The organism is Paeniglutamicibacter sp. NPDC091659, assembly GCF_044756805.1.
Classification (GTDB): Bacteria; Actinomycetota; Actinomycetes; order Actinomycetales; family Micrococcaceae; genus Paeniglutamicibacter.
In genome coordinates, this window is sequence record NZ_JBIVTO010000001.1 from 184,421 (window position 1) to 198,365 (window position 13,945).

Sequence of the window (13,945 nt, forward strand, 5' to 3'; positions counted from 1 at the left end):
ACGGGTTGCGAGGATGCGTCTCAGGAGGACGTGCCATGCGGCGTGAAATTCTGTAAATATTGCGGAAATTCATGACGCGGCGTTGACTTCTGGGCTTAAGAAAGCGTTCACTTAATCTTAGTATGCGAGAGAAAGATTTCGTACAGTGAAATACTCTCGTGCTTCAAATGGTGACCACAAGAAGCCACCCCTCTCCACATCTGAAGGAAACACCCATGACCCTCGTTGATGAGTTCGCTCAAGCATCGTCGTTCGATCCAGAGGAAACCTCTGAATGGATCGAATCATTTGATGCGTTGGTCCAGGCACGCGGAACGCAAACCGCGGAAGGCATCATGAGTTCCCTCATGAGCCGAGCGGGCCAGGCCAGCGTGAATTTGCCGCTGGTCCACACCACGGACTACGTGAACACCATTCCCGTGGACCAGGAGCCCGAGTTCCCGGGCGACGAGCAGGTCGAACGCCGCTACCGCGCCTACATGCGCTGGAACGCCGCCGTCATGGTCCACCGCGGCCAGCGCCCCGGCGTCGGGGTCGGCGGACACATCTCCACCTACGCCGGCGCCGCCACCCTGTACGAGGTGGGCTTCAACCACTTCTTCCGCGGCAAGAACCACCCCGGCGGCGGCGACCAGGTCTTCTTCCAGGGCCACGCCTCCCCGGGCATGTACGCCCGCGCCTTCATGGAGGGCCGCCTCTCCGAGGAGGACATGGACGGCTTCCGCCAGGAAAAGTCCCGCCAGGGCCACGCCCTGCCCTCCTACCCGCACCCGCGCTCCCTGCCGGACTTCTGGGAGTTCCCGACCGTGTCCATGGGCATCGGCCCGGCCAATGCGATCTACCAGGCGCAGTCCAACCGCTACCTGCAGAACCGCGGCATCAAGGACACCTCCGACCAGCACGTCTGGGCCTTCCTGGGCGACGGCGAAATGGACGAACCGGAGGCTCGTGGGTTCCTGCAGCTTGCGGCCAACGAAAAGCTCGACAACCTCACCTTCGTGGTCAACTGCAACCTGCAGCGCCTGGACGGCCCGGTGCGCGGCAACGGCAAGATCATGCAGGAGCTTGAGGCGTTCTTCCGCGGCGCGGGCTGGAACGTCATCAAGGTCGTCTGGGGCCGCGAGTGGGACGACCTACTGGCCAAGGACAAGGAAAGCTCTCTCGTCAAGATCATGAACGAGACGCCGGACGGGGACTACCAGACCTACAAGGCCGAGAACGGCGCCTTCGTGCGCGAGCACTTCTTCGGCAAGTCCCCGGAAACCAAGGAAATGGTCGCCGACCTCACCGACCAGGAGATCTGGAACCTCAAGCGCGGCGGCCACGACTACCACAAGGTCTACGCCGCCTACAAGGCCGCCACCGAGTTCAAGGGCAAGCCGACGGTCATCCTGACCAAGACGGTCAAGGGCTACGGCCTGGGCCCGCACTTCGAGGCGCGCAACGCGACGCACCAGATGAAGAAGATGACGCTGGAGGACCTCAAGGGCTTCCGCGATTACCTGCGCATCCCGATCACCGACGAGCAGCTGGAGGCCGACCCGTACCTGCCGCCGTACTACCGCCCGGCCGACGACTCGGCCGAGTTCAAGTACATGATGGAACGCCGCGCCGCCCTCGGCGGTTCCGTCCCCTCGAGGCGCGCCAAGTCCAAGGAGATCCACCTCCCGGAGGACAAGGCCTACGAGACCGCTTCGCGCGGGTCGGGCAAGCAGCAGGCGGCCACCACCATGGCGTTCGTGCGCCTGCTCAAGGACCTGATGCGCGACAAGGACTTCGGCAAGCGCGTGGTCCCGATCGTGCCCGACGAGTCGCGCACCTTCGGCATGGATGCCTTCTTCCCGACCGCCAAGATCTACAACCCGGCCGGCCAGAACTACCTGTCCGTGGACCGCGACCTGGTCCTGGCGTACAAGGAATCCCCGGCGGGGCAGCTGATCCACCCGGGCATCAACGAGGCCGGCGCCGTCGCGGCCTTCACGGCCGCCGGCACCGCGTATTCCACCCACGACGAGCCGCTGATCCCGATCTACGTGTTCTACTCGATGTTCGGCTTCCAGCGCACCGGCGACTCCTTCTGGGCGGCCGCCGACCAGATGACCCGCGGGTTCATCATGGGCGCCACCGCCGGCCGCACCACGCTGACCGGCGAGGGCCTGCAGCACGCGGACGGCCACTCCCCGATCCTCGCGGCCACCAATTCCGCGGTGCTCACCTACGACCCGGCCTACGGGTACGAGATCGGCCACATCATGCGCTCCGGCCTGGAACGCATGTATGGCGGCAAGCACGAGGACCCGAACGTGATGTACTACATCACGCTCTACAACGAGCCGTACCAGCAGCCGAAGGAACCCGAGGACCTGGACGTCGAAGGCATCGTCAAGGGAATCTATAGGGTCTCCGAGAACCACATGGAAGGCCCCCGCGCCCAGCTCATGGCGTCGGGCGTTGCAGTGCCTTGGGCACTTGAGGCCCAGCGCCTGCTCGCCGAGGAGTGGGGCGTATCGGCCGACGTGTGGTCGGTGACCTCGTGGAACGAGCTGCGCCGCGACGGCCTGGCTGCCGAGCGTGAAAACTTCATGAACCCAGGCTCGGAGCCGCGCGTTCCGTTCGTCGCCCAGCAGCTTGAGGGTGCGCAGGGACCGGTTATTGCCGCCACCGACTATATGTCCTTGGTGCCGGACCAGATCCGCCAGTTCGTGCCGAACGAGTTCGCGACCCTGGGCGCCGACGGGTTCGGTTTCTCCGACACCCGCGCCGCTGCGCGCCGCTTCTTCAAGATCGACGCCCAGTCAATGGTCGTGCGCACGCTGCAGATGCTGGCCAAGCGCGGGGAGGTCGACGCTTCGGCGCCGGGAGCCGCCTTCGCCAAGTACCAGCTCAACGACGTCAACGCCGGCACCAGCGGAGGTGCAGGCGGAGACGCCTAGCAGCCAGAGCTCGAACGGTCAGTACGGGCGGCTTCGGAACCGAAGCCGCCCGTGACATGGATTGTGGGGTAATGTCCCCGGCTGATGATGCCGGGGACATTTTCTTTGTCCTTTTCGCCGAGGCAATTCGTGGATTCCGGGCGTGCGCATCGGGGTCGCCTGTCACCCACGTCGATCGCTGTGGCTTGGATCCGGGTCTGCGCGCTTGACGGTGCCCCATCCGGGCTCGAAGTGCGCTGGAGCCAGGTTGGAAACGTGTCTGGGGCGATGCCGCAGAGGACCGGGCCTGGCCGCTGGGTGGGCCGCTGGAAACGCGCCACGCGGCCATGGAGCGACGCGCCATCGCCATGGGAAAGACGGTCGGGCCCCAACAGCCAGCAGGAGCCAGGCTGCGCGTACGCGGCGAGTTCATGTCGTGGGTGGGCCGTGTGGCGGGACCTGGTCGAAGGTCGTCCCTTGGAGCGCAAACAGTCCTTAAACACCACAAACGAAGGGATGCCATGGCGCCTCCAATGGCATCCCCTCGTGGTCTGGTGGGGTGTTGATGCTTGCTACTGCATCCGTGGATTTAGCTGTGTGCCTTGCTGCGGTGCAGCCAAGACCACCACGATGTCGACTTCCTGTTCCGCGAAGTCCCGGGTCCGAAATCGGGATCCAGGCCTCGAATGGGTTCGAACATCGCGATGAAAGGCCTCACAGATAGTTCTCCGGATGCCAGTGCTTCATGTCCTTTGGATGATTCAGCTGCTGAATCGACGGTGTTCATGTTTACCCCCTTCGAGGTGATTGTTTTCATATCGCGGAATATTGATTTTGTCTGACGGAATAATTATGACCTTAATCTCGGTGCTTCCACAAGGGGTTGGCGTGAAATCTTGCCTCCAGGGTCGAATGTTTCGGGCGCGCCGAGGGGTCGAGGGAGCTATTTTCGGAAAACCCTTGACGGCAAGGCTGTGATGCGGGTTACATATAACGAAGAAAGTTTCCACGATTCAAAAACATCGAGTCGAAGCCGGCGTTGCCGGTGGTAAGGGTGTTCAGCGTTTGGGCGTGGCCTAAAAGTTTTGAAAGAGCTGATCACCCATGAACTTGTTGCATTTCAACACCCTCGACGCCCCTGCCGCTGCAAGCGTCCTTCGTCCCTGCCTTGATGTGGACCGATGGATTGATTCCATCGTCGGCAAGCGCCCCTTCGCCTCGATCGACAATCTTGTTGCTCATGCAGGGCTTGCCGCGTCGCCGCTATCCGCGGAAGAAATCGCCTCGGCACTGGCCCATCACCCTCGAATTGGCGAACGCGCCGAGGGCGGCTCGGCCGAAGCGACACTGAGCCGCGCGGAACAGTCGACACTCGCTCTGGGCGAGGGCATCAAGGAATCCCTCTCCGCGGGAAACCGTGCCTATGAACAGCGGTTTGACCGTGTCTTTCTCATTCGCGCCGCCGGCCGCAGCAGTGAAGAAATCCTGGCCGAGCTTGATCGACGACTCTTGAACGACGACGAAGAGGAAACGCGCGAGGTCGGGCAGCAGTTGCGCGAAATCGCGTTACTTCGCCTCGATGCGCTCTTCGAGCCCGTTTCCGCGCACTAGCGGCATTCGCCAAAACTTTCTTTGAGGAGCTCTGAGCCCGCAATCATGACAAATCGCAGCCACATCACAACCCATGTACTCGACACCGGGACCGGGAGGCCTTCCTCCGGTGTCAAGGCCACGCTGGAAGCCAAGACGGCATCCGGTTGGCAAGAAATCGGAACCGGGGTGACCGACAGTGATGGTCGGATCGCAAACCTTGGTCCGGTGCAGGTTGAAGCAGGTGAATACCGGGTTTCATTCGATACCGGTGCCTACTTCGGGTCGAAGGGTACGGAAACCTTCTTCCCCGCGGTAACGATCAATTTCCTGGTGAGCAACACCGCCGATCACTACCACGTACCCCTTCTTATCAGCCCGTTTGCATTTTCCACGTACCGAGGGAGCTAATACAATGACTGCCACAAAGATCGAAACCCCTGTTTCGACCAAGATCGTCCTGGGACAGAACCAGTACGGCAAGGCCGAAGTCCGGCTCGTCAAGATCACCCGCGACACCAAGCGCCACGAGATCGAGGACCTGAACGTCACTTCGCAACTCCATGGCGATTTCACCCGTGCGCACATCGATGGCGACAACGCCCTGGTGGTGCCCACCGACACCCAGAAGAACACGGTTTACGGCCTGGCCCGTGACGGCGTGGGAGCCATCGAGAACTTTCTGGTTCGGTTGGGAACGCACTTCACCGGTGAATTCGACTGGATCACCGGTGGCCGTTGGTCGGCCGAACAGTACTTCTGGGACCGCATCAACGACCACGACCACGCGTTCTCCCGCAACAAGTCCGAGGTCCGCACCGCGGTTCTCGAGATTGCCAAAGGCGAGAAGAACATTGTTGCAGGCATCCAGGGGCTCACTGTCCTGAAGTCCACGGGCAGCGAGTTCAACGGTTTTCCCGTCGACCGCTACACCACGCTGCAGGAAACCTCGGACCGCATCCTGGCCACGGATGTCACCGCCCGTTGGCGCTACAACACCAAGGTCGTCAACGGGGGAGAGCTCGACTTCGACGCGATCTACGCCTCGGTCCGTGGACACCTGCTCGCGGAATTCGCCAACAACCACTCGTACGCGCTGCAGCAGACCATGTTTGAAATGGGCCGTGCGGTGCTCGAAGCGCATCCGGAAATCGATGAGATCAAGATGTCGCTTCCCAACAAGCACCACTTCCTGGTGGACCTCACTCCGTTCGGCCAGGACAACCCCAATGAAGTCTTCTTCGCGGCGGACCGCCCGTACGGACTCATTGAAGCAACCATCACGCGTGAGGGAGTCCCCGCCACGCATCCGATCTGGGAAAACACACCCGGTTTTTGCTAAGCGATGAGTAACAGGGTGCGCCGGTGTAGCACCACCGGCGCACCCTTCATCGCAGCAACCGACTAGGAGGTCAGTTGTGAACGCTACGCAAGTCAAAACTACCAAACTTCGACCCGAGGACGAGCGGCTTCCCTTGGGCAAGACGATCGCCTATGGATTGCAGCATGTGCTGACCATGTACGGGGGCATCATCGCACCGCCCCTGATCATCGGCGGTGCCGCGGGGCTGTCCTCGGAAGAGATCGGCGTCCTGATCGCCAGCTGTCTTTTTGTCGGCGGCCTCGCAACCATCCTGCAGACGGTGGGCATCCCGTTCTTCGGCTGCCAGCTGCCGTTGGTGCAGGGCACGTCGTTCGCCTCGGTGGCCACCATGGTGGCAATCGTCAACGGCGGCGGGGGAATCCAGGCCGTGCTCGGGGCCGTGCTCGCGGCCTCCGCCGTCGGCTTCCTGATAGCTCCCTTCTTCGCCAGGATCGTGCGCTTCTTCCCGCCGGTGGTGACCGGCGTGGTCATCACCATGATCGGCATTTCGCTGACGCCGGTGGCTGCCAACTGGGCCATGGGCGGGAACGCCAAGGCCGAGAACTACGGAAGCCTTGAGAACATCGGGCTGGCCGGCGCCACGCTCTTGATTGCGCTGCTGCTTTCCAAGCTCGGCAATGCAGCCATCTCGCGACTGTCGATCCTCCTGGCAATGGTGCTGGGAACCGTCCTGGCGCTGCTGCTGGGCATGGCGGATTTCTCCAAGGTCGGCCATGGCGCACTCTTTGCCTTCCCGCAGCCGCTGGCCTTCGGCTGGCCGGTCTTTGAGCTTGGCGGCATCATTTCGATGACCATCGTGGTCCTGGTGATCCTCACGGAAACCACCGCGGACATCCTTGCCGTGGGCGAGATTGCTGGCACCAAGGTCGACTCGCGCCGCATCGCCGACGGCCTGCGGGCCGACATGGCATCAAGCATGGTGGCGCCGTTCCTGAACACGTTCACGCAGAGCGCCTTCGCCCAGAACGTGGGCCTGGTGGCCATCACCGGCGTCAAGAGCCGCTTTGTGGTGACCGCCGGCGGCGGCATCCTGGTGGTGCTTGGCCTCCTGCCGATCCTGGGCCGGGTCGTTGCCGCCGTGCCCACCGCGGTGTTGGGCGGCGCGGGGATCGTCCTCTTCGGCACCGTGGCCGCGTCCGGCATCCGCACGCTGAGCAAGGTCAAGTACGAGGGAAACCTCAACCTGATCATCGTTGCCACCTCGGTTGCCTTCGGCTGCCTTCCGATCGTCAAGCCCGACTTCTACGATGCGTTCCCCACCTGGTTCGGGACGATTTTCCACTCGGGCATCAGCTCGGCCGCGGTCATGGCCATCCTCCTGAACCTGCTGTTCAACGAAATGAAGTTCGGCACGCCCAAGAAGGATGCATCGGTATTTGTCGCGGCTCCGCCGCGCATGGTGCGTGAAGAGGAAGTCCGCAGCCTGATGGACGGTGACCACTACGTGGCAGGCAAGCTTATCGACGCCGACGGCGAGGAAGTGCCGGTGGTGAGCGACGAAGAGTTCAAACAGGCCCTTGAACAGCACCAGCAGGAGCTGGCCAGGGTCGGTATTCGGGTCCCGGCTGAAAATGCCGGGCACAGGGTGAAAGGAAACGAGTTCAAACACGCCTAGCGGGCGGGGAATACAACTGCCAACCAGATGACTGGCGGGGCGGGTGATCGGAGGAGATGGGCCTTCGGACACCCGCCCCGCTTTTGCGTTCGGTGCCATGCCCGGATTCCGCCGCAGTCGAACGGACACACCCCGGCCCTTGGTTCGCGATCCATTCGCGGCGGAAAACGCAGATCACCCGGGGCCGTTCATGCGGCCCCGGGTGATCTGCGTTTATAGCCAGGCTCGAATGCTGCCTTGGCCGATTGTGTGCGAACGGTCAGTCGACGCGCACGGCAAGGGAGCTGGACAGCTGCTGGGCGGCGTTCCTCAGTTCGGGGATGGCGCGTTCGGCGAATTCCTCGGTGACGCGGGTGACGGGCCCGGAGATGGAGATTGCCATCGGGGTCGGTGCGCCGGGCACTGCCATCGCAAAGCAGCGGACGCCAAGTTCCTGCTCTTCTTCATCGATTGCGTATCCGCGGCGGCGAATCTGTTCGAGATCGGCAAAGAGGCGGCTCACGGTGGTGATCGTGTTGGGCGTGTAAACGGCCATTCCGGCCTGGTCGACAAGGCGACGGACCCGATCGTCATCCAGGACGGACAGGATGGCCTTGCCCACGCCGGTTCCGTGAAGGGTGGAACGGCGTCCGACCTCGGTGATCATGCGCATGGACTGCGGCGACTGTGCCTGGGCGATGTAGGTGACCATGTCGCCGTCGAGGACCGCGATGTTCGCCGATTCCCCCAGGGTGTTCACCAGGTTCTTGAGCACGGGCGTGGCCAGGGCGCCGAGCTGTCGGTTGGCGACCTCGCCAAGGCGGATGAGTCGCGGGCCCAGGGAGTAGCGGCGGTTCGCCAGTTGCCGGACGTAGCCGATGCCTACGAGGGTCCGCAGCAAGCGGTGGATGGTTGGCAGCGGCAGGGGAGTATCGACGGCGAGCTCACTGAGAGCTGCTTCTCCGCCCGCGCGGGCGATGACTTCCAGCAGCTCAAACGCGCGTTCGACGGATTGGACGCCGGATGCCGCCTTGGGTTCGGACATTACGAAGCTCCTCATAAGTGGGGGATCGATGGAAGGGTCTGTACTTAACTTACCGGAGAGCGTGATAATTATTCCGCGATCCGGAAGTGTGGCGGAAAATGTATGAGCCAAGCCACATTTGGGGCTTGTATTTTCATCCTGTAGATAATAGTATCCACTATACGGAAAACTTTTCTCGAGGAGGACCTCATGGCTGTACCTAGCCCAGGCTATTCATTGACCCTTCGGGTCGAAACCCCTGCAACGATTACTGCAACGAGCGAACTCGCCGCTGCCGTTGGTCAGGCCGGCGGTTCGATCACCGCGTTGGACGTGACCGAATCCGGCCATGACCACATGGTTGTCGACGTCAGCTGCAACACGACCGATGCGGCCCACGGGGATCTCATTCGCGACGCTCTGAATGCGCTCGAGGGTGTCACCGTCCGCAACGTCTCCGACCGCACCTTCCTGATGCACCTGGGCGGCAAGCTCGAGGTCGTCCCCAAGGTCGCACTGCGCAACCGCGACGACCTCTCGCGCGCCTACACCCCGGGCGTTGCCCGCGTCTGCTTGGCAATCGCCGAGAACCCGGCGGCCGCCCGCAACCTCACCATCAAGCGCAACACCATTGCCGTGGTCACCGACGGTTCCGCCGTCCTGGGCCTGGGCAACATCGGCCCCGCCGCTGCACTGCCGGTCATGGAAGGCAAGGCCGCACTGTTCAAGCAGTTCGCCAACGTCGACGCCTGGCCGGTCTGCCTGGACACCCAGGACACCGAAGAGATCATCATGATCGTCAAGGCCCTGGCACCCGTCTACGGCGGCGTGAACCTCGAAGACATCGCAGCCCCGCGCTGCTTCGAGATCGAAGCGCGCCTGCGCGAAGAGCTCGACATCCCGGTCTTCCACGATGACCAGCACGGCACCGCAATCGTCACCCTTGCCGCGCTGACCAACGCACTCCTGGTGGTCGGCAAGCAGATCGACAAGGTCAGGATCGTTGTCTCCGGCGTCGGTGCCGCGGGCAACGCGATCATCCAGCTGCTGGCCGCACGCGGCGCAAACAACATCATCGCCTGTGGTCGCAACGGCGCCATCAGCAAGACAGATGTCTCGCCCGATGCGCACCGCAACTGGTTGGCCGAAAACACCAACCCCGAGAATTTCACGGGTTCCCTGCACGAGGCCATGGTCGGCGCCGACGTCTTCATCGGCGTCTCCGCACCGAACATCCTCGAAGAGGAGCACATTGCCTCCATGAACAAGGACGCAATAGTCTTCGCCATGGCCAACCCGGATCCCGAGGTCGACCCGATCGCAGCGGGACGCCACGCGGCCATCGTCGCCACGGGCCGTTCCGACTTCCCGAACCAGATCAACAACGTGCTCGCATTCCCCGGCTTCTTCCGCGGTTTGCTCGATGCCGGAGTCTCGGACATCACCGACTCGATGCTGTTGGCCGCGGCCGACGCAATCGCCGCCCGCGTGAGCCAGGACGAGCTGAACCCGGGGTTCATCATCCCGAGCGTCTTTGACCCGCATGTGGCCTCCGATGTGGCCGAAGCCGTCGTCAACGCGGCAGCCAAGAACAAGTAGCAAGAAAGAGCGCCTCCAATGACTATCACCGTCACCCACTACCCGGCCGTTGCACAGGCCCAAGAGATCCTCTCCGCCGAGGCACTGGCCTTTGTTGGAAAACTGCACGAAAAGTTCGCATCCACCCGCGATTCCCTGCTTGAGGCCCGCGGCGTGGCCCGCGCCGAGGCAGCCCGCACCGGAACCCTGGACTTCGACCCGGCCACCGCCGAGATCCGCAACGGCGACTGGAAGGTCGCACCGGCACCTGCAGCGTTGCAGGACCGCCGCGTGGAAATCACCGGCCCGGCAACCCCTGCCAAGATGGCCATCAACGCGCTGAACTCCGGCGCCAAGGTGTGGCTCGCGGACCTCGAGGATGCCTCGACCCCGACCTGGCACAACGTCATCGACGCACTGGCCAACCTGGGCGACGCCGCCCGCGGCACCCTGAAGTTCGTGTCCCCGGAGGGCAAGGAATACGCCCTGCGCACCGACGCTCCGCTGGCCACCGTCGTGGTCCGCCCGCGCGGCTGGCACATGCAGGAAGCCAACCTGCTGATCAACGGCGAGGCAACCGTCGGCGCCCTCGTCGACTTCGGCCTGCACTTCTTCCACAACGCCAAGGTTCTCAGCGAATCGGGCCAGGGCCCGTTCTACTACCTGCCGAAGATGGAGTCCGCCCTCGAGTCCCGCCTGTGGAACGACGTCTTCGCCTTCGCCGAGGCCGAGTTGGGCATCGAGCACGGCACCATCCGTGCCACCATGCTTATCGAGACCATCCCTGCGGCATTCCAGATGGACGAGATGCTCTTTGAGCTGCGCGACTACGCCTCGGGCCTGAACGCCGGACGCTGGGACTACCTCTTCTCCATCATCAAGTACTTCCGTGAAGCCGGCGAGAAGTTCATCATGCCGGACCGCGCCGACGTGGCGATGACGGCCCCGATGATGCGCGCCTACACCGAGCTTCTGGTGCAGACCTGCCACAAGCGCGGAGCCTTCGCGATGGGCGGCATGGCCGCAGTCATCCCGAACCGCCGCGAACCAGAGGTCACCGCAGCGGCCTTTGACAAGGTCCGCAACGACAAGACCCGCGAGGCCAACGACGGCTTCGACGGTTCCTGGGTTGCACACCCGGACCTGGTCTCCATCTGCAAGGACGTCTTCGACTCGGTGCTTGGCGAAAAGCCGAACCAGGTCGACCGCCAGCGCCCGGAGGTCTCCGTGACCGCCGACCAGCTGCTCGACGTCGCCTCGGCACCGGGCTCCGTCACCGAGGCCGGCGTCAACGCCAACCTCTACGTGGCGGTCGCCTACACCGCCGTCTGGCTCTCGGGCACCGGCGCCGTGGCCATCCACAACCTCATGGAGGACGCCGCAACCGCGGAGATCTCCCGTTCGCAGATCTGGCAGCAGATCAACAACAAGGTCGTGGCCGCCGACACCGGCAACACCATCACCGCCGAACTCGTCTCCAAGGCCCTCGCCGTCCAGGTGGAGAAGCTGCGCGGCGAGGTCGACAACGCCGCGGAGTTCGAGAAGTTCTACGTCCCGGCCGCCGCCCTCATCGGGCGCCTGGTCTCGGGCCGCGAGGAAGACTTCGAGGACTTCCTCACGCTTCCGGCCTACCGCCTGCTGAGCACCGAACTGGTGGCCAAGTGAGCCCCCGTCACGCACTGGATGCCGCGGCCCTGGCCGAGGTTGAATCGCGACTGGCCGCCACCGACGAGTTGCTGGCAAACAGCTACCCGGGCGACGACGGGCGCCGCCAGCCCATCCACACCGCGTATGTCCCGGCCGACCGTTTCACGCCCGAGCTTCCCGCCCAATGGGGAGCCGACGCGCTGAACGCAGCGGGCGGCTTTGCGGGGCTTGCGGCCCTGGCCCAGAAGCTCGGGCTGGAAGACCCCGCAGCCCTGGCCGAGCTGGTGGCTGCGAAGCTGAACAGCGAACCCATCGAGGACCTGCGTCTGGACTTCGAGGACGGATTCGGGGTCCGCAGCGACGCCGAGGAAGATGCAGCGGTCGTCGAGGCCGCACGCCAGGTAGCCAAGGCCGTTTCCGACGGCGTGGCACCGCCCTTCATCGGCATCCGCTTCAAGTGCTTCGAGGCGCCCACCCGGGCCCGCGCGCTGCGCACCCTTGACCTGTTCATTTCCGAACTCGTCGCCCAGGGTCCGTTGCCGGAGGGGCTCGTGCTGACGCTGCCCAAGGTCACCACGATCGACCAGGTCGAGGCCATGGTCTACGTCTGCGAAAAGCTCGAGGAGGTGCACGGCCTGCCCGCGGGCCGCCTGCGCTTCGAGGTGCAGATGGAAACCCCGCAGCTGATCCTCTCGCACGAGGGCACAGTGCCTTCCGCCGCGTTGATCCACGCCGGCAAGGGACGCGTTTCCTCGCTGCACTACGGCACCTACGACTACTCGGCTTCCCTCGGCATCGCCGCGGCCTACCAGTCGATGGAGCACCCCGCTGCGGACTACGCCAAGAACGTCATGCAGGTTGCAGTCGCCGGCACCGGCGTTCACCTTTCCGACGGCTCGACGAACATCCTGCCGCTGGGCGATCCCGAAGCCATGGAACGCGCCTGGGCACTGCATGCCCGCCTGGTGCGCCGCCACCTGGAACGCGGCATCTACCAGGGCTGGGACCTGCACCAGAACCAGCTGGCCACCCGCTACCTGGCAACCTACGCGTTCTACCGCGAGGGTTTCGAGGCAGCCGCGGCCCGCCTGCGCAACTACGTGCACAAGTTCGAATCCGCGATCATGGACGAGCCCGCAACCGCCAAGGCGCTTGCGAACTTCATCCGCCGCGGCCTGATCTGCGGCGCGCTGACCGCCGAGGAAATCACGGCCAAGGCCGAGATTTCCGTGACCACCCTTGAATCGATCGCCCTGGCGCGAGCAATACAGACGGAGGAATCCAATGCCTAACACCGAGACTCGTGCCGATGCTAGCTACTACACGAACTACGGCGGACACCCGCCGCAGACCGATCTGCTGACCGACCGTGCCATCGTCACCGAGGCGTACACGGTGATCCCGCGCGGCGTGCTGCGCGACATCGTCACCTCCGTCTTCCCCGAGTGGACGGGCACCCGGGCTTGGGTGCTGAACCGCCCGGTTGCCGGCGGTTCGACCACCTTCGCGCAGTCGATCGTTGAGGTCACCCCGGGCGGCGGTTCGCAGAAGCCGGAGCCGCAGGCCGAGGTCCAGTCGTTCATCTTCGTCGTCGCCGGCGAGCTGACGGTGACCATCAACGGTGCCGAGCACAAGCTGGAAGAGGGCGGCTACGCCTACGTTCCGGCAGGTGCCGAATGGTCCGTGCTGAACAACGGCGCCGAGATCGCCACCTTCCACTGGATCCGCAAGCGCTACGAGCCGCTGGCCGGCGTCGCAGCACCGGGCCCGGTCGTTGGCAACGAGAAGAACGTCGTGCCGGGCGCAATGCCGGGCACCGAGGGCAAGTGGCGCACCACGCGCATGCTTGATCCCGAGGACGTGGCGTTCGACTTCGGCGTGAACATCGTGACCTTCGAGCCGGGTGCCTCGATTCCGTTCGCGGAAACCCACGTCATGGAGCACGGCCTGTACGTGCTCGAGGGCAAGGCCGTCTACCGCCTCAACGCGGACTGGGTCGAGGTCGAGGCAGGCGACTACATGTCGCTGCGTGCCTTCTGCCCGCAGGCTTGCTACGCCGGTGGACCGTCGAACTTCCGCTATCTGCTGTACAAGGACCAGAACCGCCAGATCGCCTTGTAAATAGGCGCCTTGTAGGCTCAACGGCCAAAACCGGGTGTGTGTGAATCCAATCTTCCTGGATTCACATGCACCCGGTTTTTTGCTGTCCGGCAGGG

At 63.8% G+C, this 13,945-nt stretch carries 10 protein-coding genes; 9 read left to right on the forward strand and 1 reads right to left on the reverse strand.

Annotation, left to right across the window (positions count from 1 at the left end; translation table 11 throughout):
• Nucleotides 1-215: 215 nt before the first annotated feature.
• The 5 genes from aceE (at nucleotide 216) to ACIQLF_RS00890 (ending at nucleotide 7,501) form a co-directional block, all read left to right on the forward strand.
• Nucleotides 216-2,933 carry a pyruvate dehydrogenase (acetyl-transferring), homodimeric type gene (aceE, locus tag ACIQLF_RS00870; RefSeq protein ID WP_400293700.1) on the forward strand — a complete coding sequence of 906 codons (2,718 nt, stop codon included), beginning with the start codon at nucleotides 216-218 and terminating at the stop codon, nucleotides 2,931-2,933.
• A 1,083-nt stretch (nucleotides 2,934-4,016) separates the two neighbouring features.
• The gene (gene uraD / locus ACIQLF_RS00875) at nucleotides 4,017-4,523 is read left to right on the forward strand and encodes a 2-oxo-4-hydroxy-4-carboxy-5-ureidoimidazoline decarboxylase (protein WP_400293701.1); all 507 of its coding nucleotides are present in this window, start codon (nucleotides 4,017-4,019) and stop codon (nucleotides 4,521-4,523) included.
• Between the two features lie 45 nt (nucleotides 4,524-4,568).
• The gene (uraH, locus tag ACIQLF_RS00880; RefSeq protein ID WP_387529269.1) at nucleotides 4,569-4,913 is read left to right on the forward strand and encodes a hydroxyisourate hydrolase; all 345 of its coding nucleotides are present in this window, start codon (nucleotides 4,569-4,571) and stop codon (nucleotides 4,911-4,913) included.
• A gap of 4 nt (nucleotides 4,914-4,917) precedes the next feature.
• The gene (gene pucL, locus ACIQLF_RS00885; RefSeq protein ID WP_400293702.1) at nucleotides 4,918-5,844 is read left to right on the forward strand and encodes a factor-independent urate hydroxylase; all 927 of its coding nucleotides are present in this window, start codon (nucleotides 4,918-4,920) and stop codon (nucleotides 5,842-5,844) included.
• Nucleotides 5,845-5,920: 76 nt separating this feature from the next.
• Nucleotides 5,921-7,501, forward strand: a complete 1,581-nt coding sequence (locus ACIQLF_RS00890; protein WP_400293703.1) for a solute carrier family 23 protein — start codon at nucleotides 5,921-5,923, stop codon at nucleotides 7,499-7,501.
• A 259-nt stretch (nucleotides 7,502-7,760) separates the two neighbouring features.
• Here ACIQLF_RS00890 and ACIQLF_RS00895 read toward each other — a convergent pair whose 3' ends face one another.
• Nucleotides 7,761-8,525, reverse strand: coding sequence for an IclR family transcriptional regulator (locus tag ACIQLF_RS00895; RefSeq protein WP_400293704.1), 765 nt, complete (start codon nucleotides 8,523-8,525; stop codon nucleotides 7,761-7,763).
• Between the two features lie 189 nt (nucleotides 8,526-8,714).
• Between ACIQLF_RS00895 and ACIQLF_RS00900 the strand changes: the two genes are divergently transcribed.
• Genes ACIQLF_RS00900 through ACIQLF_RS00915 form a run of 4 tightly spaced genes read left to right on the forward strand, consistent with a single transcriptional unit; the run spans nucleotide 8,715 to nucleotide 13,850 of the window.
• On the forward strand, nucleotides 8,715-10,103 hold the full coding sequence (locus ACIQLF_RS00900) for an NAD-dependent malic enzyme (protein ID WP_400293705.1): 1,389 nt from the start codon (nucleotides 8,715-8,717) through the stop codon (nucleotides 10,101-10,103).
• A gap of 18 nt (nucleotides 10,104-10,121) precedes the next feature.
• Nucleotides 10,122-11,747: a malate synthase A gene (gene aceB, locus ACIQLF_RS00905; RefSeq protein ID WP_400293706.1), complete on the forward strand. Its 1,626-nt coding sequence runs from the start codon at nucleotides 10,122-10,124 to the stop codon at nucleotides 11,745-11,747.
• Nucleotides 11,744-13,021 carry a DUF6986 family protein gene (locus tag ACIQLF_RS00910; protein ID WP_400293707.1) on the forward strand — a complete coding sequence of 426 codons (1,278 nt, stop codon included), beginning with the start codon at nucleotides 11,744-11,746 and terminating at the stop codon, nucleotides 13,019-13,021. The genes aceB and ACIQLF_RS00910 overlap by 4 nt, the downstream gene beginning before the upstream one ends.
• Nucleotides 13,014-13,850, forward strand: coding sequence for a bifunctional allantoicase/(S)-ureidoglycine aminohydrolase (locus ACIQLF_RS00915; RefSeq protein ID WP_387529248.1), 837 nt, complete (start codon nucleotides 13,014-13,016; stop codon nucleotides 13,848-13,850). The genes ACIQLF_RS00910 and ACIQLF_RS00915 overlap by 8 nt, the downstream gene beginning before the upstream one ends.
• Nucleotides 13,851-13,945 lie beyond the last annotated feature (95 nt).